This window comes from Streptomyces sp. NPDC050418, from assembly GCF_044458745.1.
Lineage (GTDB): Bacteria > Actinomycetota > Actinomycetes > Streptomycetales > Streptomycetaceae > Streptomyces.
This window is the reverse complement of the sequence record NZ_JBITIG010000009.1, coordinates 313,011-327,256: the sequence shown is the minus strand read 5'-3', so window position 1 is coordinate 327,256 and position 14,246 is coordinate 313,011. Positions and strand designations below refer to the sequence as shown.

Annotated in this window: 16 protein-coding genes; 10 read left to right on the top strand and 6 right to left on the bottom strand. The window is 70.3% G+C overall.

The genetic code is table 11. The annotated features are described in order from the left end of the window. Positions 1–81: 81 nt before the first annotated feature. Both ACIBI4_RS23735 and ACIBI4_RS23730 read right to left on the bottom strand, forming a co-directional pair. Positions 82–357 (bottom strand): hypothetical protein, encoded by a 276-nt coding sequence (locus tag ACIBI4_RS23735; RefSeq protein ID WP_399205995.1) that lies wholly within the window; start codon positions 355–357, stop codon positions 82–84. A 71-nt stretch (positions 358–428) separates the two neighbouring features. Continuing rightward, positions 429–1,100: an enoyl-CoA hydratase-related protein gene (locus ACIBI4_RS23730; protein WP_399205994.1), complete on the bottom strand. Its 672-nt coding sequence runs from the start codon at positions 1,098–1,100 to the stop codon at positions 429–431. Positions 1,101–1,329: 229 nt separating this feature from the next. On the opposite strand from ACIBI4_RS23730, the gene ACIBI4_RS23725 reads away from it, so the two are divergent. From ACIBI4_RS23725 to ACIBI4_RS23715, 3 genes are all read left to right on the top strand, one after another. After that, entirely contained in the window at positions 1,330–1,563 is a 234-nt protein-coding gene (locus ACIBI4_RS23725; protein ID WP_399205993.1) for a hypothetical protein, read from the top strand. Between the two features lie 175 nt (positions 1,564–1,738). Next, entirely contained in the window at positions 1,739–2,329 is a 591-nt protein-coding gene (locus ACIBI4_RS23720; protein WP_399205992.1) for an N-acetylmuramoyl-L-alanine amidase, read from the top strand. A 197-nt stretch (positions 2,330–2,526) separates the two neighbouring features. Further along, positions 2,527–3,465: a 1-aminocyclopropane-1-carboxylate deaminase/D-cysteine desulfhydrase gene (locus tag ACIBI4_RS23715; RefSeq protein ID WP_399205991.1), complete on the top strand. Its 939-nt coding sequence runs from the start codon at positions 2,527–2,529 to the stop codon at positions 3,463–3,465. Between the two features lie 13 nt (positions 3,466–3,478). Here ACIBI4_RS23715 and ACIBI4_RS23710 read toward each other — a convergent pair whose 3' ends face one another. Beyond that, complete coding sequence (locus tag ACIBI4_RS23710; protein WP_399205990.1) at positions 3,479–5,071, bottom strand: Na+/H+ antiporter; 1,593 nt, start codon at positions 5,069–5,071, stop codon at positions 3,479–3,481. Positions 5,072–5,159: 88 nt separating this feature from the next. On the opposite strand from ACIBI4_RS23710, the gene ACIBI4_RS23705 reads away from it, so the two are divergent. From ACIBI4_RS23705 to ACIBI4_RS23680, 6 genes are all read left to right on the top strand, one after another. Then, entirely contained in the window at positions 5,160–5,420 is a 261-nt protein-coding gene (locus ACIBI4_RS23705) for a UBP-type zinc finger domain-containing protein (protein WP_399205989.1), read from the top strand. Positions 5,421–5,724: 304 nt separating this feature from the next. Continuing rightward, the gene (locus tag ACIBI4_RS23700; RefSeq protein ID WP_399205988.1) at positions 5,725–6,138 is read left to right on the top strand and encodes an anti-sigma regulatory factor; all 414 of its coding nucleotides are present in this window, start codon (positions 5,725–5,727) and stop codon (positions 6,136–6,138) included. Then, positions 6,135–7,193 (top strand): RNA polymerase sigma factor SigF, encoded by a 1,059-nt coding sequence (locus ACIBI4_RS23695; protein ID WP_399205987.1) that lies wholly within the window; start codon positions 6,135–6,137, stop codon positions 7,191–7,193. Before ACIBI4_RS23700 ends, ACIBI4_RS23695 begins: the two co-directional genes overlap by 4 nt. Positions 7,194–7,243: 50 nt before the next feature. Continuing rightward, the gene (locus ACIBI4_RS23690) at positions 7,244–7,672 is read left to right on the top strand and encodes a hypothetical protein (RefSeq protein ID WP_399205986.1); all 429 of its coding nucleotides are present in this window, start codon (positions 7,244–7,246) and stop codon (positions 7,670–7,672) included. A 134-nt stretch (positions 7,673–7,806) separates the two neighbouring features. Then, positions 7,807–8,775, top strand: a complete 969-nt coding sequence (locus ACIBI4_RS23685; RefSeq protein ID WP_399205985.1) for a diacylglycerol/lipid kinase family protein — start codon at positions 7,807–7,809, stop codon at positions 8,773–8,775. A gap of 316 nt (positions 8,776–9,091) precedes the next feature. Further along, a complete protein-coding gene (locus ACIBI4_RS23680) occupies positions 9,092–9,349 on the top strand; it encodes a WhiB family transcriptional regulator (RefSeq protein WP_052576829.1) in 258 nt (85 codons plus the stop codon). 197 nt (positions 9,350–9,546) lie between these two features. Here ACIBI4_RS23680 and ACIBI4_RS23675 read toward each other — a convergent pair whose 3' ends face one another. Beyond that, complete coding sequence (locus ACIBI4_RS23675) at positions 9,547–11,013, bottom strand: sensor histidine kinase (RefSeq protein ID WP_399206090.1); 1,467 nt, start codon at positions 11,011–11,013, stop codon at positions 9,547–9,549. A gap of 453 nt (positions 11,014–11,466) precedes the next feature. Beyond that, on the bottom strand, positions 11,467–12,165 hold the full coding sequence (locus tag ACIBI4_RS23670; protein ID WP_399205984.1) for a TetR/AcrR family transcriptional regulator: 699 nt from the start codon (positions 12,163–12,165) through the stop codon (positions 11,467–11,469). 93 nt (positions 12,166–12,258) lie between these two features. Here ACIBI4_RS23670 and ACIBI4_RS23665 point away from each other — a divergent pair, with 93 nt between their 5' ends. After that, entirely contained in the window at positions 12,259–13,023 is a 765-nt protein-coding gene (locus tag ACIBI4_RS23665; RefSeq protein WP_399205983.1) for an SDR family oxidoreductase, read from the top strand. Between the two features lie 15 nt (positions 13,024–13,038). Here the strand turns inward: ACIBI4_RS23665 and ACIBI4_RS23660 are convergent, their stop codons facing one another. Further along, entirely contained in the window at positions 13,039–14,094 is a 1,056-nt protein-coding gene (locus tag ACIBI4_RS23660) for an SIS domain-containing protein (RefSeq protein WP_399205982.1), read from the bottom strand. Between the last annotated feature and the right edge of the window lie 152 nt (positions 14,095–14,246).

The following is a 14,246-nucleotide window of genomic DNA, read 5'->3' as shown; positions in this document are numbered from 1 at the left end:
CTGTCCGCGGCGGCTTTCACAGGAGACGTCGGAGCGGGCGGCTGCTTCTCGACAGCCCGCCCGCACCTTTCTCAAGATTTTCTACGCGGGTTCGGTCCGGGTCTCGTCGCCGGTCCTGCTCCCGGCCTTCTCCTCGGCGCTTGCACTGGCGTATTCGGCGCTCGTGGAGCAGCGCGGGTTGTGGCAGGGGCCTGCCGAATAGCTGGGTACGTACGCGCCGAGCACCTTGCGGGGCTTGACCACCGTGTCCACCGCTTGCTTGCAGACCGGGCAGATGTCGCCGTCGCGATGCGAGCCGATCCGGCTCGTCACTCCGAGAACACGCGCCCCGGCTGTGCGCTCATCTCGTTTGGCCATGCTTCCAAGGTAGGCCCGGCCGCGGGCTCCGGCCAGAGTGGAAGGCCCGCCCGGATCGGAAGGCCCACCGGTCAGAGCTGCGGGCCGGAGGTGTCACGGAGCGTGGTCAGGACGGATGCGTACATCCGCGCCTTGATGGTGGCGAGGGTGTCGCCCGCCTTGGCGGCCTGCGCGGCCGCGAGCCCGATCGCGGTGGAGCGCACGGCGTCCTCGGCCACCGCGTGGTCGACGATGCCGGCGGCCGCGGCGTCGCTGCCGCCGTAGCGACGGGCGGTGACCATGGCCTCGTGGGCGGTCTGCGGTGCGAGCCGCGACTGGATGAGCGCGGACATGCCGGGCGTGAACGGGATGTGGATGTCAGCCTCGGGCAGGCACCAGAAGCCACGGTCGGCCCGCATGACACGGAGGTCCTGCGCGAGCGAGAGCATCGCACCGGCCGCGAAGGTGTGGCCCTGCAGCGCGGCCACGGTGACGACGGGCAGGGCCAGCATGCGCGCGAACAGTCCGTGCACCGAGGCCACGTACTCCTGGTACTGCTCGGCGTGCGCGCCCAGCCAGTCCAGGTCGAGGCCGTTGGACCAGAACTTCCCGGTCGCTGCCGTGACCAGCGCGCGCGGCCCGTCCGCTTTCTCCACCTCGTCGAGCGCGGCGCCGACGGCGGCGATCCAGTCGGGGTGGAAACGGTTCTCCCCGTCCCCGAGATCGAGGACGAAGACGGTGTCCTGGCGGTCGAGCGAGGGCATGGCGACTCCTTCTCACACGCGGGTCGGCCGGACGGCTCAGACGAACTACCCGTCGGTAACTTATGGGTCGCAACGCGCGGCACGCAAGGGGTACGCAGCGGCCGGCTCCCCTGGGCGCAGGCGCAGGGACCATCGACTCGGATTGGGCCGATGGAGGCTACGAGGGGAACCTCAAGATCCGCCCGGGCGTTCACCTCGTACCAACCGCACCACGAGACAGGAGAAAGCCATGGCAGGGTTCCTGGACCGGGCCAAGGAGCAGGCGCAGCGCGGGCTCACACAGGGCAAGCAGAAGATCGACGAGGTGCAGAGCCAGCGCACGGGAGGTGACCTCCTGAAGAAGCTCGGCGCCGCCTACTACGCGGAGCGGCAGGGCACCGGCAGCCCGCAGGCCACACAGCAGGCGCTGCAGGCGGTCGAGGCCCACATCGCGACGAACGGGGACGCGTTCCTGCGCGGCTGAGCCCTCCGGCACGCCGGGGCACGGTCGGACACCTGTTCCCGCCTGAGCCCTGCTGACTCATTCGGCTCGCTCGCGGCTCGAACAAGTCGCCCTCGTCAGGGAGTTCCGGTACAAGCGACCGCAGTGAGGCGGACGCATCCGGGCGCTTCCGCCGACCCCATACGAGGAGGGCGGCATGGCCCCACCCATGTCCGCGAGCCGTCTGCTGGACGCCCTGCGGGACGAAGGACTCACGGTCGTCGAGGTCGGCGACTGGCGCCACCACAACCGCAACCACAAAGGCCCCTGGGGCCCGGTGCACGGCGTGATGATCCACCACACCGTGACACGGGGCAGCGCACAGACCGTCCGCATCTGCCGCGACGGCTATGCCTCGCTGCCCGGCCCCCTGTGCCACGGAGTGATCACCAAGGACGGCCGGGTCCATCTCGTGGGCCACGGCAGGGCGAACCACGCGGGGCTCGGTGACGACGACGTACTGCGCGCCGTCATCGCCGAGAAGGGCCTCCCGCCGGACAACGAGGCGAATACCGACGGTAACCGCCATTTCTACGGCTTCGAGTGCGAGAATCTCGGCGACGGTGAAGATCCTTGGCCGGATGCCCAGTTGGAGGCGATCGAGCGCGCGGCTGCGGCGATCTGCCGCCACCACGGCTGGACCGCACGGTCGGTGATCGGCCACCGCGAGTGGCAGCCGGGCAAGGTCGATCCGCGCGGCTTCACGATGGGCTCGATGCGCACGCGGATCGAAGAGCGTCTGAAGTGAACGAAGTACCTGCAGTGTGCGTGACATGACTGCAGAGCAGTGCAGTGCAAGACAGTGCAGTGCAACGCAGTGCAGCAGGACCGGGACACCGGACACCCCCGTACCCCGGCCGGCTCGCGTCGTCCGAGTCCACACGTTCGCGAGCCGGCCGGCCTCCCGCTGCGCCGAAACCGCACGTCACCCCCGACAATGGGCGGGTGACCGCCCCCGACAGCGCACCCGTCCTGCGTCCGCGGCTGCCGTCCCCGCTGCAGCCGCTGGACGACGAGCGGTTCGCCCGCCGCGGCCTCACCCTGCTGCTCAAGCGCGACGACCTGATCCACCCGGACCTGCCGGGCAACAAGTGGCGCAAACTCTCCCTCAACCTGCGCGCGGCGGCGGGCCGCCCGCTGCTCACGTTCGGCGGCGCCTACTCCAACCATCTGCGCGCGACCGCCGCCGCGGGCCGCCTCCTCGGCTTCCCGACCCTCGGCGTCGTACGCGGCCATGAGCTCGCCGGTCAGGCCCTCAACCCGTCCCTGGCCCAGTGCGCGGCCGACGGGATGCGGCTCGTCTTCATCGACAGATCGACCTACCGCCGCAAGCACGAGCCCGAGACGCTCGGCCACATCCTCGACGAGGCGGCGGCTCAGCACGGGTACAGCGCGTCGGACCTGTACGTCGTCCCGGAGGGCGGCTCCAACTCCCTGGCGGTACAGGGCTGTACGGAGCTCGGCCGCGAGCTGCACGGAGCGGCCGACGTCGTGGCCGTCGCCTGCGGCACCGGCGGCACGCTCGCGGGGCTCGCCGCGGGCCTCGCACCGGACCAGAGCGCGCTCGGCGTCCCCGTGCTCAAAGGCGGCTTTCTCGATACGGAGATACGGCGCCTCCAGACGGAAGCGCTCGGCGCGCCCACGCCCAACTGGCGCCTCGACGACCGCTTCCACTGCGGCGGATACGCCCGTACGACCCCTGAACTGGACGCCTTCGCCGAGGACTTCACACGGCGGCACGGGCTGCCCGTGGAACGTCTCTATGTCGCCAAGTTGCTGTACGCCCTGGTCACCCTCGCCGAGGAGGGCGCGTTCCGGACCGGCACCCGGATCGCGGCAGTGATCACCGGCCGCCCCGGACCGGAGGCCCCGCACACGCCGTGACCTGGGGCGGGCACTACTCCTCGCGGTAGGCCGCGGCCTCCTCCAGGTCGAGGCGGCGCAGCAGCGTACGCAGCATCTCGTCGTCGATGCGGCGCTCGTCCCGCAGCCGGACGAAGACCTCGCGCTCGGCGTCGATCATCTCGCGCGCGAGCCGCCGGTAGGTGTCGTCGGCGGACTCCCCGGTCACCGCGTTGACCGTGCCGAGGCGCTCCCACACGGCGTTGCGCCGCCGCTCGAGGACCGCCCGCAGCCGGTCGGTGAGCGCGTCCGGCAGCGTGTTGTGCTCGTCGGCGAGCAAGGTGTCGAGCCGCTGCTGAGCCGCGCGTGACGCCTCGCTCTGCGCCTGAGCCTCCGCGAGCGTCTCGGCCCGCACATCGCGACCCGGCACCTTGAGGATCTTGATCAGCGCGGGCAGGCTGAGCCCCTGCACGACCAGCGTGCCGATCACCGTCGTGAAGGTCAGGTACAGCACAAGGTTGCGCGCGGGGAAGTCGGAACCGTCGTCGAGATAGTGCGGGATCGAGAACGCGATGGCCAGCGACACCACCCCGCGCATCCCCGCCCAGCTCACGATGACCGGCCCCTGCCAGCCGAAATCCGCCTCCCGCTGATGGATCTTCGGCGAGAGCCACCGCGGCAGATATGTCGCCGGATAGACCCACACGAAGCGCGCGACGACCACGACAAGGAACACGGCCAGCGCGTACCAGGCGGCGACCAGGCCCTCGTACTCCCCCAATGCGCCGAGCACCACCGGCAGTTGCAGTCCGATCAGCGCGAACACCGCGCACTCCAGGATGAACGCGACCATCTTCCAGACGGCCGCCTCCTGCAGCCTTGTCGCGAAGTCGACCTGCCACGAGCGATGCCCGAGGTAGAGCGCCACGACGACCACGGCGAGCACCCCCGACGCATGCACCTCCTCGGCCGCCGCGTAGGCGACGAACGGGATGAGCAGCGAGAGCGTGTTCTGCAGCAGCGCTTCCTTGAGGCGTGTGCGCAGCCAGTGCAGCGGCACCATGAGGACGAGGCCGACCCCGACTCCGCCGAGCGCAGCGACGGCGAATTCGGCCGTGCCGCCCGCCCAGCTGGCCCCCTCGCCGACCGCCGCGGCCACCGCCACCTTGTACGCGGTGATCGCGGTCGCGTCGTTCACCAGGGACTCGCCCTGCAGAATCGTGGTGATCCGTGACGGCAGTCCCACCCGGCGCGCGATGGCCGTGGCCGCCACGGCGTCCGGCGGCGCGATCACGGCGCCGAGCACGAGCGCGGCCGTGAGCGGCAGATCCGGCACGATCAGGTACACCGCGTACCCGACAGCGAGCGTCGCGAAGAGCACGTACCCGACCGAAAGCAGGAGCACAGGGCGCCAGTTGGCCCGCAGATCGAGATACGAACTCTCGACGCCGGCGGTGTACAGGAGCGGCGGCAGGATCAGCGGCAGGACGATGTGCGGGTTCAGTTCGTACGGGGGGACGCCCGGCAGATACGACACGGCGAGGCCGGCCGCGACCAGGAGCAGGGGCGCGGGCACCGGCGTGCGGCGCGCGAACCCGGCGACCGCCGCGCTGCAGGCGACCAGCATGAGCAGTGGCAAGACATCCATCGTGATCCCCGCGCCGTCCCTGACCGTGAGCCACGGCGGCCGCGCCGAAGCCGCGCCGCCTCCCTGACCTGCGTCGTACGCTGCAATCATGAACGAGTGCCCGCACGTTGACCTGCTGCCTCACCCGGAACCGGCGGCACTGAGCGCCACGTGCCCCGAATGCGAGGCAGCGGGCAGTCACCCCGTGCAGCTGCGGCTCTGTCTGACCTGCGGCCATGTGGGCTGCTGCGACTCGTCGCCGTTCCAGCACGCCACCGCGCACTTCAAGGAGACCGGGCACGCGGTGATGCGCACGTTCGAGCCCGGCGAGAACTGGCGCTGGTGCTTTGTCGACAGTGCGATCGTCTGATCCGCGGGGCACGCGGGGCGGCTGCGAAACCGTGCTCAGGGAGGCGTACGCGGGCGGGGTTCGGCCGGTCAAGGCGTGGGTACGTCAACCCGGCGCACACTCTTGGCAATTGGGCCCGCAGACCCCTAGCCACTGTCCGTGCTCATGGACTTACCATGAGTGACACCGAGGGGCCCTCCGGCGTTCGGGCCCCCGGGACAGGGAGCCTCGGAGCGCGATAGCGTCACCGCTGGACCACGCGGCGCGTTACCCGTGCGACGCTGCGTACAGGACCCGACGTTTTTTACCCACCTTGGAGGTGAGGGTGTCCCAGATCGCAGGCGAGCCCGCAGCCCAGGACTTCGTGGAAGTCCGGCTTCCGGCTGCCGGTGCCTACCTGTCCGTGCTGCGCACCGCCACAGCAGGACTCGCGGCACGTTTGGACTTCACCCTCGACGAGATCGAGGACTTGCGGATCGCGGTCGACGAGGCCTGCGCGATCCTGCTCCAGCAGGCCGTGCCCGGCTCGGTCCTCAGCTGCGTCTTCCGGCTGATCGACGACTCCCTCGAGGTCACGGTCTCGGCCCCCACCACCGACGGCCGCGCCCCCGCGCGCGACACCTTCGCGTGGACGGTGCTCTCCGCTCTCGCGGGCAAGGTCGAGTCCACGGTGGACGACGACAAGAACGTCTCGATCAGCCTGTACAAACAGCGCGGCGCGGGACCCGGGCCGGCGTGAGGGACGGGGACGGGCCGGTGCAAAGCGATGAGCGTGGCGCATGGGGTCTGCCCGCCGATGGCAGCGAGGCCACCGGCGGCGGGCGCGGACCCGCGGTCCGCGACGGCGGCGCGGGAATTCCCGAACAGCAGGCCCGGCCGCACCCGGACACGGAGGATGCCGCGGACCCGGGGCAGCAGGTGGTACGGAGCGACAGGGGCGAGCGCGGTGCGCTCTTCGGCCAGGCCGCGCGCGGCCTCGGCTCACCTCCCGGCGGCAGCCGGGGGAGGGCGGGACACATGACTCATCAGCAGCACGATCCGCAGGACCGCAGCGGCGCGAAGGCGATGTTCCTCGAACTGCGCAAGCTGCCGGACGGCAGTGCGGAGTACGCGGAGCTGCGCAATCAGCTCGTCCGGATGCACCTCCCGCTGGTCGAGCACCTGGCACGCCGCTTCCGCAACCGCGGCGAGCCGCTGGACGACCTGACGCAGGTCGCCACCATCGGCCTGATCAAGTCGGTCGACCGCTTCGACCCGGAACGCGGCGTCGAGTTCTCGACGTACGCGACACCCACCGTCGTCGGCGAGATCAAGCGCCACTTCCGCGACAAGGGCTGGGCCGTCCGCGTACCGCGCCGGCTGCAGGAGCTGCGTCTCGCCCTGACCACGGCGACGGCCGAGCTCTCGCAGCAGCACGGCCGCTCCCCCACGGTCCATGAGCTGGCCGAGCGGCTCGGGATCTCCGAGGAGGAGGTCCTGGAGGGCCTGGAGTCCGCCAACGCGTACTCGACGCTCTCGCTCGACGTCCCGGACACGGACGACGAATCACCGGCCGTCGCGGACACGCTGGGCGCGGAGGACGAGGCGCTGGAGGGCGTCGAGTACCGCGAGTCGCTGAAGCCGCTCCTGGAGGACCTGCCCCCGCGGGAGAAGCGCATCCTGCTTCTGCGTTTCTTCGGCAACATGACGCAGTCGCAGATCGCGCAGGAGGTCGGCATCTCGCAGATGCACGTCTCCCGCCTGCTCGCCCGCACGCTGGCACAGCTGCGGGAACGGTTGCTCGTCGAGGAGTAGGACGGGTGGGGGCGGGCCGCGCGCCGCGACCGCCCCGCTACCCTGCAAGGGTGAGCAGCGACCAGACCACCGGCCCCGAAGCGCCCGCCTCCCGCCCCCCGCGCCTGACCGCGGCAGCGGCCCTCGCCGCGCTCGAAGGGGTCGCGCTGCTCGTGGGCGGCGTCTGGATGCTGGTGCAGGGCCTCACCGGCACCGCCGACAACGTGACGTCGGCCGAGACCGGCGGCGTCACCCTGATCGTCCTCGCGGCCATCCCGCTGCTCGCCGCCCGCGGCCTCCTGAAGCTCCGCAGCTGGAGCCGCGGCCCCGCGATCATCACCCAGATCATGGCGCTTCCCGTCGCCTGGCAGCTCCTGCAGGCGGACAGCATCGCGATCCCGGCGGGCATGGCCCTGGCCGCCGTCGCGGTGGCCTCCCTGATCCTCCTGCTCAACCCGACGACGACCCAGGCACTGGGGATCGGGCCGCGGAGCTCCTGAGGCCGGGGCGCAACTCAGCCCGTCCCCCTCCACCCAAGGGGCGCACCCGAAATTAGCCCCGCCCCGGGGGCACCCCCAACAGATGCGTACCCCTCGGTATGGGCGACATCAACATCGCTAGGTACCCTTCCGGCATGCGCGCACTCCTCGTGGTCAACCCGGCAGCAACCACCACCAGTGCCCGCACCCGCGACGTACTGATCCACGCCCTCGCCAGCGAGATGAAGCTCGAGGTCGTGACCACCGAGTACCGCGGCCACGCCCGCGATCTCGGCAAGCAGGCCGCGGAGAGCAAGGACACCGAGCTTGTCGTGGCCCTCGGCGGCGACGGCACGGTCAACGAGGTCGTCAACGGGTTGCTGCACAACGGCCCCCGCCCCGAGTCCCTGCCCGGCCTCGCGGTCGTCCCGGGCGGCTCCACCAACGTCTTCGCCCGCGCCCTCGGCCTCCCGAACGATCCGGTCGAGTCCACCGGCGCCCTCCTCGACGCCCTGCGCACCGGCAGCCGCCGTACCGTCGGCCTCGGTCTCGCCTCCGGCACCGAGGGCACGGAGGACGAGGGTGTTCCGGCGCGCTGGTTCACGTTCTGTGCCGGACTCGGATTCGACGCGAGCGTCATCGGGCGAGTCGAACAGCAAAGGGAACGCGGCAAGCGCTCCACCCACGCGTTGTACGTACGGCAGATGGTCCGACAGTTCCTCGACGAGCCCAACCGCCGGCACGGAACGATCACGCTCAGCCGCCCCGGCGAGGACCCCGTCAGCGATCTTGTGCTGTCGATAGTCTGCAACACCTCCCCCTGGACCTACCTGGGCAATCGCCCGGTCTACGCGTCCCCGCAGGCCTCCTTCGACACCGGTCTCGACGTGCTCGGTCTGAGCAAGCTCTCGACCCCCGCGATGGCCCGCTACGCCACGCAACTGCTCACGTCGACCCCCGAGCGCGGCCCGCACGGCAAGCACGCCGCCCTGCTGCACGATCTGACGGACTTCACCTTGCAATCAAAGGTGCCGCTGCCCTTCCAGATGGACGGTGACCACTTGGGGCTCCGTACGAGCGTCACCTTCACAGGCGTACGTCGTGCACTGCGTGTGATTGTGTGAGTGGAAGGGGCGAAAGTCCTTTCACTCGAACGTTTAGGCGCGGGTCCACCCCATGGAAGTACGGCTGTGAGCTAGCCGACACCGAGGAATCAAAAAAAACTTTCCGGAAGGGGTTGTATCCGCCGTCGAGGTTTGCGAATCTCTTCTTGGCGCTCGACGCGGCTCGCAACACCAGCCCCACAGAGAGCCGAACCCCTCCTCTTCTCACAGGACCTACACCAGGAAACTGGTCGCGGCCCTTCCGTCGCGGAGGGATTCGTGAAAGCGTTCACATTCACAAGCAACCTGCCAGCAATACCTAGGAGATGGAGCAGCCATGGACTGGCGCCACAACGCCATTTGTCGTGAGGAAGACCCGGAGCTGTTCTTCCCCATCGGCAACACCGGTCCTGCGCTGCTGCAGATCGAGGAAGCCAAGGCCGTCTGCCGTCGCTGCCCCGTCGTGGAGCAGTGCCTGCAGTGGGCGCTCGAGTCCGGTCAGGACTCCGGCGTCTGGGGTGGCCTCAGCGAGGATGAGCGTCGCGCGATGAAGCGCCGCGCCGCCCGCAACCGAGCCCGTCAGGCTTCCGCCTGACACTCCGCCCCGAACGGACCTGAGCCCGGCGGCGCGTACAGCGAGTACGCATCTCCCGCCCCCGAGCCGCAGCGCGCAGTACCCTCAACGCGCAGAGCCGTTTGAAGCGTTAAGCCCTCGACCGATCGGTCGGGGGCTTCTTGCTGTCCCGGGCCGGCCAAGTCGGCCAAGTCGGCCACGCACGAACGGAATTGACGCTACCGCTGCGAGCTCACCGGGATGTCGAGGAGCACCTGGGTGCCGCGCTCGGGGGCCCGCTTCATGTCGAAGCTGCCGCCCAACTCGCCCTCGACCAGGGTGCGGACGATCTGCAGGCCGAGGTTGCCGGCGCGCTGCGGGTCGAAGCCCTCGGGCAGTCCGACCCCGTCGTCCTGGACGGTGATCAGGAGGCGGGTGTCCTTGCTGGTGCCGCCGCGGACCGCGGAGACCTCCACCGTGCCGTGCTCACCCTCACGGAATCCGTGCTCCAACGCGTTCTGCAGGACCTCGGTGAGGACCATGGAGAGCGGAGTTGCCACCTCCGCATCGAGGATGCCGAAGCGGCCGGTGCGCCGGCCGGTGACCTTGCCCGGGGAGATCTCCGCCACCATCGCGAGCACCCGGTCGGCGATCTCGTCGAACTCGACGCGCTCGTCAAGGTTCTGGGAGAGGGTCTCGTGCACGATCGCGATCGAGCCCACCCGGCGTACCGCCTCCTCCAGCGCCTCGCGGCCGCGCTGCGAATCGATGCGGCGGGCCTGCAGGCGGAGCAGAGCGGCCACCGTCTGGAGGTTGTTCTTCACCCGGTGGTGGATCTCCCGAATGGTGGCGTCCTTGGTGATCAACTCGCGCTCGCGGCGGCGCAGTTCGGTCACGTCGCGCAGCAGTACGAGCGAGCCGATGCGCGTCCCCTTCGGCTTGAGCGGAATCGCCCGGAGCTGGATCACACAGTCATTGCCCTCGACCTCGGTCTCGCGCGGCGCCCAGCCGCTGGCCAGCTTGACCAGGGCCTCGTCCACGGGGCCGCGGGAGGGGGCGAGCTCGGCGGTGGCCTTGCCCAGGTGGTGCCCCACCAGGTCGGCGGCGAGGCCGAGGCGGTGGTACGCGGAGAGGGCGTTGGGTGATGCGTACTGGACGATTCCGTCGGCATCGAGCCTGATCAGACCGTCACCGACGCGCGGCGACGCATCCATGTCGACCTGCTGGCCGGGGAACGGGAAGGAGCCCGCGGCGATCATCTGGGCGAGATCGGACGCGCTCTGCAGATAGGTCAGCTCAAGGCGGCTCGGGGTGCGGACCGTGAGCAGGTTGGTGTTGCGCGCGATGACGCCGAGGACGCGCCCTTCCCTGCGTACGGGAATCGACTCGACGCGAACCGGAACCTCCTCGCGCCATTCCGGATCGCCCTCGCGCACGATCCGGCCCTCGTCGAGCGCGGCGTCCAGCATGGGGCGGCGGCCGCGCGGCACGAGGTGGCCGACCATGTCGTCCTGATACGAGGTCGGGCCGGTGTTGGGCCGCATCTGGGCGACCGACACATAGCGCGTGCCATCCAGGGTGGGCACCCACAGGACGAGGTCGGCGAAGGAGAGGTCGGAGAGCAGCTGCCACTCCGAGACCAGCAGATGCAGCCACTCGAGGTCGGTGTCCCCGAGGGCGGTGTGCTGGCGTACGAGATCGTTCATGGAGGGCACGTGTGCGAGCGTACCTGCCCGCTCCGGCAGGTGTACGGGCCGTGGCGCGGGGCCCGATACGGGCCCGGAAACACCCGCGGGCCGCGGCGCCTGAGCGGGACCCTCAACCCGCCCGGCACCGCAGCCCGGAGTTGCATCGGCCATCGGGCGTGCGGGCCCGGGGACCGAGTGGGGGTGCGCGCGCAGTCAGGGCAGAGAGCGCTGCACCCCATCCGCTCTTCTGTGCGGGAAGAGCGGAAGCTCGTGTGGTTCGTACGTGGTCGTGCGTGCTGTGCAGTGTGCTTGCTTGCTTGCTTGCTGTGCAGTATCGCGTTGCGTACGAGGTGGTGTCTCGGAGCCTGGGCTCCTTCTCGTGCATTGTGGACTAGACCATTATCCGATGTCCATGCGTCGGGACATGTTTGTTCTGGTCTCTTTCTCCAACGTCCCGCCGCTGGAAAAAGTTCACGCTTCCGCGGATTCGGTTCGGGCGAAGGTCGGCGCAGGAGGCCAGGCCCGCATCGCCAGCCCGGCGACGCGGTCGAGGTCCTCGGCGCTCGCACCATCCCTGGCCTGCTGCGACATGCCCTGGAAGACGGCGGCGACATGCAGGGCGAGCGCCCGGGCATCGACATCGGGCGGCAGGTGACCGGCCGCGATGTCGGCGCGGATACGGCGCTCGAAATCAGCCACATTCGCGTTGCGGTGCGCCCGGAGCGTCTCCTCGACCTCCGGCGTACTGCAGTTGGTGGCCGCGTGGATCACCATGCAGCCGTGCGGATGGCCCGGCTCGGTGAAGGCCCTCGCCACGTCGCGCAGCATCCGCTCGAAGCCGGCGCGCGCGGTGGGCTCCTCGTCGAGCGCGCGGCCCGGGACGGAACCGTGCGTCTGCCCGTACTCGACGAGGACCTCGGCGAAGAGCGTCCGCTTGTCACCGAACGCCGCGTACAGGCTGGGCGGGCCGATGCCCATCGCGCGGGTCAGGTCGGAGACCGAGGTCGCCTCGTAGCCGCGCTCCCAGAAGATGAGCAGCGCCTTCTCCAGCGCCGTCGCGCGGTCGAAGGAGCGGGGGCGGCCGCGGCCGCGGGGCTTGGCCTCGCGGGCCTGCTTGCCTGTCGGCTGCTGCGTCGAGGGCTCGTCCGCCGACGGCTCGTTCTCCACCATGGAGTGAATTCTATAGCGGGCACTAGAAATCTACGGCGACGGCGACTACGTTTTCTTTTTGTAGCGACCACTAGCGAAACGAGAGGCGCAGTCATGGGCGTGCACGCAGGCAGGCTGACGGGGAAGACGGCGCTGGTCACGGGCGGAAGCCGAGGGATCGGGCGCGGGATCGCGGAGCGGCTCGGGCGGGACGGTGCGCGGGTCGCCGTGCACTTCGGGAGCAATGAGACGGCAGCCAAGGAGACGGTCGCGGCGATCGAGGAGGCGGGAGGCGCGGCCTTCGCGATACGGGCCGAGCTCGGGGTTCCGGGTGATGCGGCGGCCCTGTGGGCGGAGTTCGACCGGCACGCCGAAGGGCTCGACATCCTGGTGAACAACGCGGGGATAGGAGTGACAGAGCCGTTCGGGACGCTTCAGGAGGAGGAGTACGAGCGGGTGTTCGCGGTGAACGCGAAGGCACCGTTCTTCGTGACCCAGCTCGGCGCGGAGCGCCTGCGGGACGGCGGGCGGATCATCAACGTCTCCACCGGCCTCTCGCGCGCCTCGATGATGCCGAACCTGGTGGCGTACGCGATGAGCAAGGGCGCCCTCGATGTCTTCACGCGCGATCTGTCCAAGGTGCTCGGACCGCGCGGGATCACGGTGAATGCGGTGGCGCCGGGCATCGTCGACACCGACATCAATGCGGACTGGCTGCGCACGAGCGATGAGGCATGGGCCGGCGCCGCGGCGATGTCCGCGCTCGGCCGCGTGGGCGAGCCCTCCGACATCGCGGATGTCGTGGCCTTCCTTGCGTCGGAGGACGGGAGGTGGGTGACCGGGCAGTGGATCGACGCAACGGGCGGATCGCTGGCGTAGGCCCCGGGCTTCGCGTCAGTGGGTCTCGGTGACCTTGGCCAGGGCGCGCGGGGCGTCCGGGTCCTGGCCGCGGGCGATCGTGACCTCGTAGGCGAGGAGCTGGAGCGGAATGATCTCGAGGATCGGCTGGAGCTCCTCCGCCAGGCCTGCAGTGGGGAGCACGAATCCGGCGGAGGCGGCGGCGACTTGTTCGCGGGGGCCGATGACCACCAGGTCGGCGCCGCGTCCGCGGAGGCGGTCGAGCACGGGCTGGAGGGCCTCGCCTCCCTTGCCGTCCGTGACGACCGCGATCACCGGCGAGATGTTGTCGACCATCGCGAGCGGGCCGTGCAGGAGGTCCGCTCCGGAGTACGAGAGGGCGGGGATGTAGCTGGTCTCCATCAGCTTGAGCGCGGCCTCCTTGGCCGTCGGATAGCCGTAGCCGCGCGAGGTGATCACCATGCGTTCCGCGAACCGGTAGCGGGAGGCGAGCTGCTTCACCTCGGCGCCGCGGGCGAGGAGTTCGGCGGCGAGGTCCGGCAGGGGCGCGGCCTCGGCACCGTCGCCGCCGCGCAGGCCTTCGACGAACAGATACAGCGAGAGGAGGGAGGCCGTATAGGTCTTCGTCGCGGGGAGCGCCTTCTCCGGTCCGGCCAGGATGTCGATGTGGTGCTCGGAGACGGCGGCCAGCGGGGAGTCCGGGTTGTTGGTCACGGCGAGGGTGATCGCGCCGGCGTCACGGGCGGCCCGGGTGGAGTCGACCAGGTCGGGTGAGCCGCCGGACTGGCTGACTGTGATCACCAGGACGTCGCGCAGATCCGGGCGGGCGCCGTACGCCGTGGTGGTGGACATCGAGGCCAGACCGCAGGGCAGGCCCAGTCGGATTTCGAGGAGGTACTTGGCGTAGAGGGCGGCGTTGTCGGAGGTGCCGCGGGCGGTGAGCAAGACGAAGCGGGGCTTGCGGGCGGCGATCTGCTCGGCGACCGCGCGGATCCTCGGTGCGCCCTGCTCCAGAATCCGCCGCATCACCGCGGGCTGCTCGGCCATCTCGGCCGCCATGATCCGGCCTGCGTGCTCACTGTGGGACGCCATGGTGGGTACCTTCCCGGGTCGGCCTGCCCTCAGTCTGCGGGGTGGGATGCCGAGGCGCTGCCTCACGGGGGCCATCCGTCGGGCGAGGTGGGGCCGGCGCGGCGCGGGGGCGACCTGTGGGGCGGGGCTCGCGGAGTTCGGGGCGGGTCGAG

What these genes read in the sequence shown, in the direction of transcription:
- ACIBI4_RS23665 (WP_399205983.1), top strand. Translation starts at nt 12,259, where the DNA reads ATGGGCGTGCACGCAGGCAGGCTGACGGGGAAGACGGCGCTGGTCACG.
- ACIBI4_RS23720 (WP_399205992.1), top strand. Translation starts at nt 1,739, where the DNA reads ATGGCCCCACCCATGTCCGCGAGCCGTCTGCTGGACGCCCTGCGGGAC.
- ACIBI4_RS23730 (WP_399205994.1), bottom strand. Translation starts at nt 1,100, where the DNA reads ATGCCCTCGCTCGACCGCCAGGACACCGTCTTCGTCCTCGATCTCGGG.
- ACIBI4_RS23735 (WP_399205995.1), bottom strand. Translation starts at nt 357, where the DNA reads ATGGCCAAACGAGATGAGCGCACAGCCGGGGCGCGTGTTCTCGGAGTG.
- ACIBI4_RS23680 (WP_052576829.1), top strand. Translation starts at nt 9,092, where the DNA reads ATGGACTGGCGCCACAACGCCATTTGTCGTGAGGAAGACCCGGAGCTG.
- ACIBI4_RS23670 (WP_399205984.1), bottom strand. Translation starts at nt 12,165, where the DNA reads ATGGTGGAGAACGAGCCGTCGGCGGACGAGCCCTCGACGCAGCAGCCG.
- ACIBI4_RS23710 (WP_399205990.1), bottom strand. Translation starts at nt 5,071, where the DNA reads ATGGATGTCTTGCCACTGCTCATGCTGGTCGCCTGCAGCGCGGCGGTC.
- ACIBI4_RS23725 (WP_399205993.1), top strand. Translation starts at nt 1,330, where the DNA reads ATGGCAGGGTTCCTGGACCGGGCCAAGGAGCAGGCGCAGCGCGGGCTC.
- ACIBI4_RS23705 (WP_399205989.1), top strand. Translation starts at nt 5,160, where the DNA reads ATGAACGAGTGCCCGCACGTTGACCTGCTGCCTCACCCGGAACCGGCG.
- ACIBI4_RS23660 (WP_399205982.1), bottom strand. Translation starts at nt 14,094, where the DNA reads ATGGCGTCCCACAGTGAGCACGCAGGCCGGATCATGGCGGCCGAGATG.
- ACIBI4_RS23685 (WP_399205985.1), top strand. Translation starts at nt 7,807, where the DNA reads ATGCGCGCACTCCTCGTGGTCAACCCGGCAGCAACCACCACCAGTGCC.
- ACIBI4_RS23675 (WP_399206090.1), bottom strand. Translation starts at nt 11,013, where the DNA reads ATGAACGATCTCGTACGCCAGCACACCGCCCTCGGGGACACCGACCTC.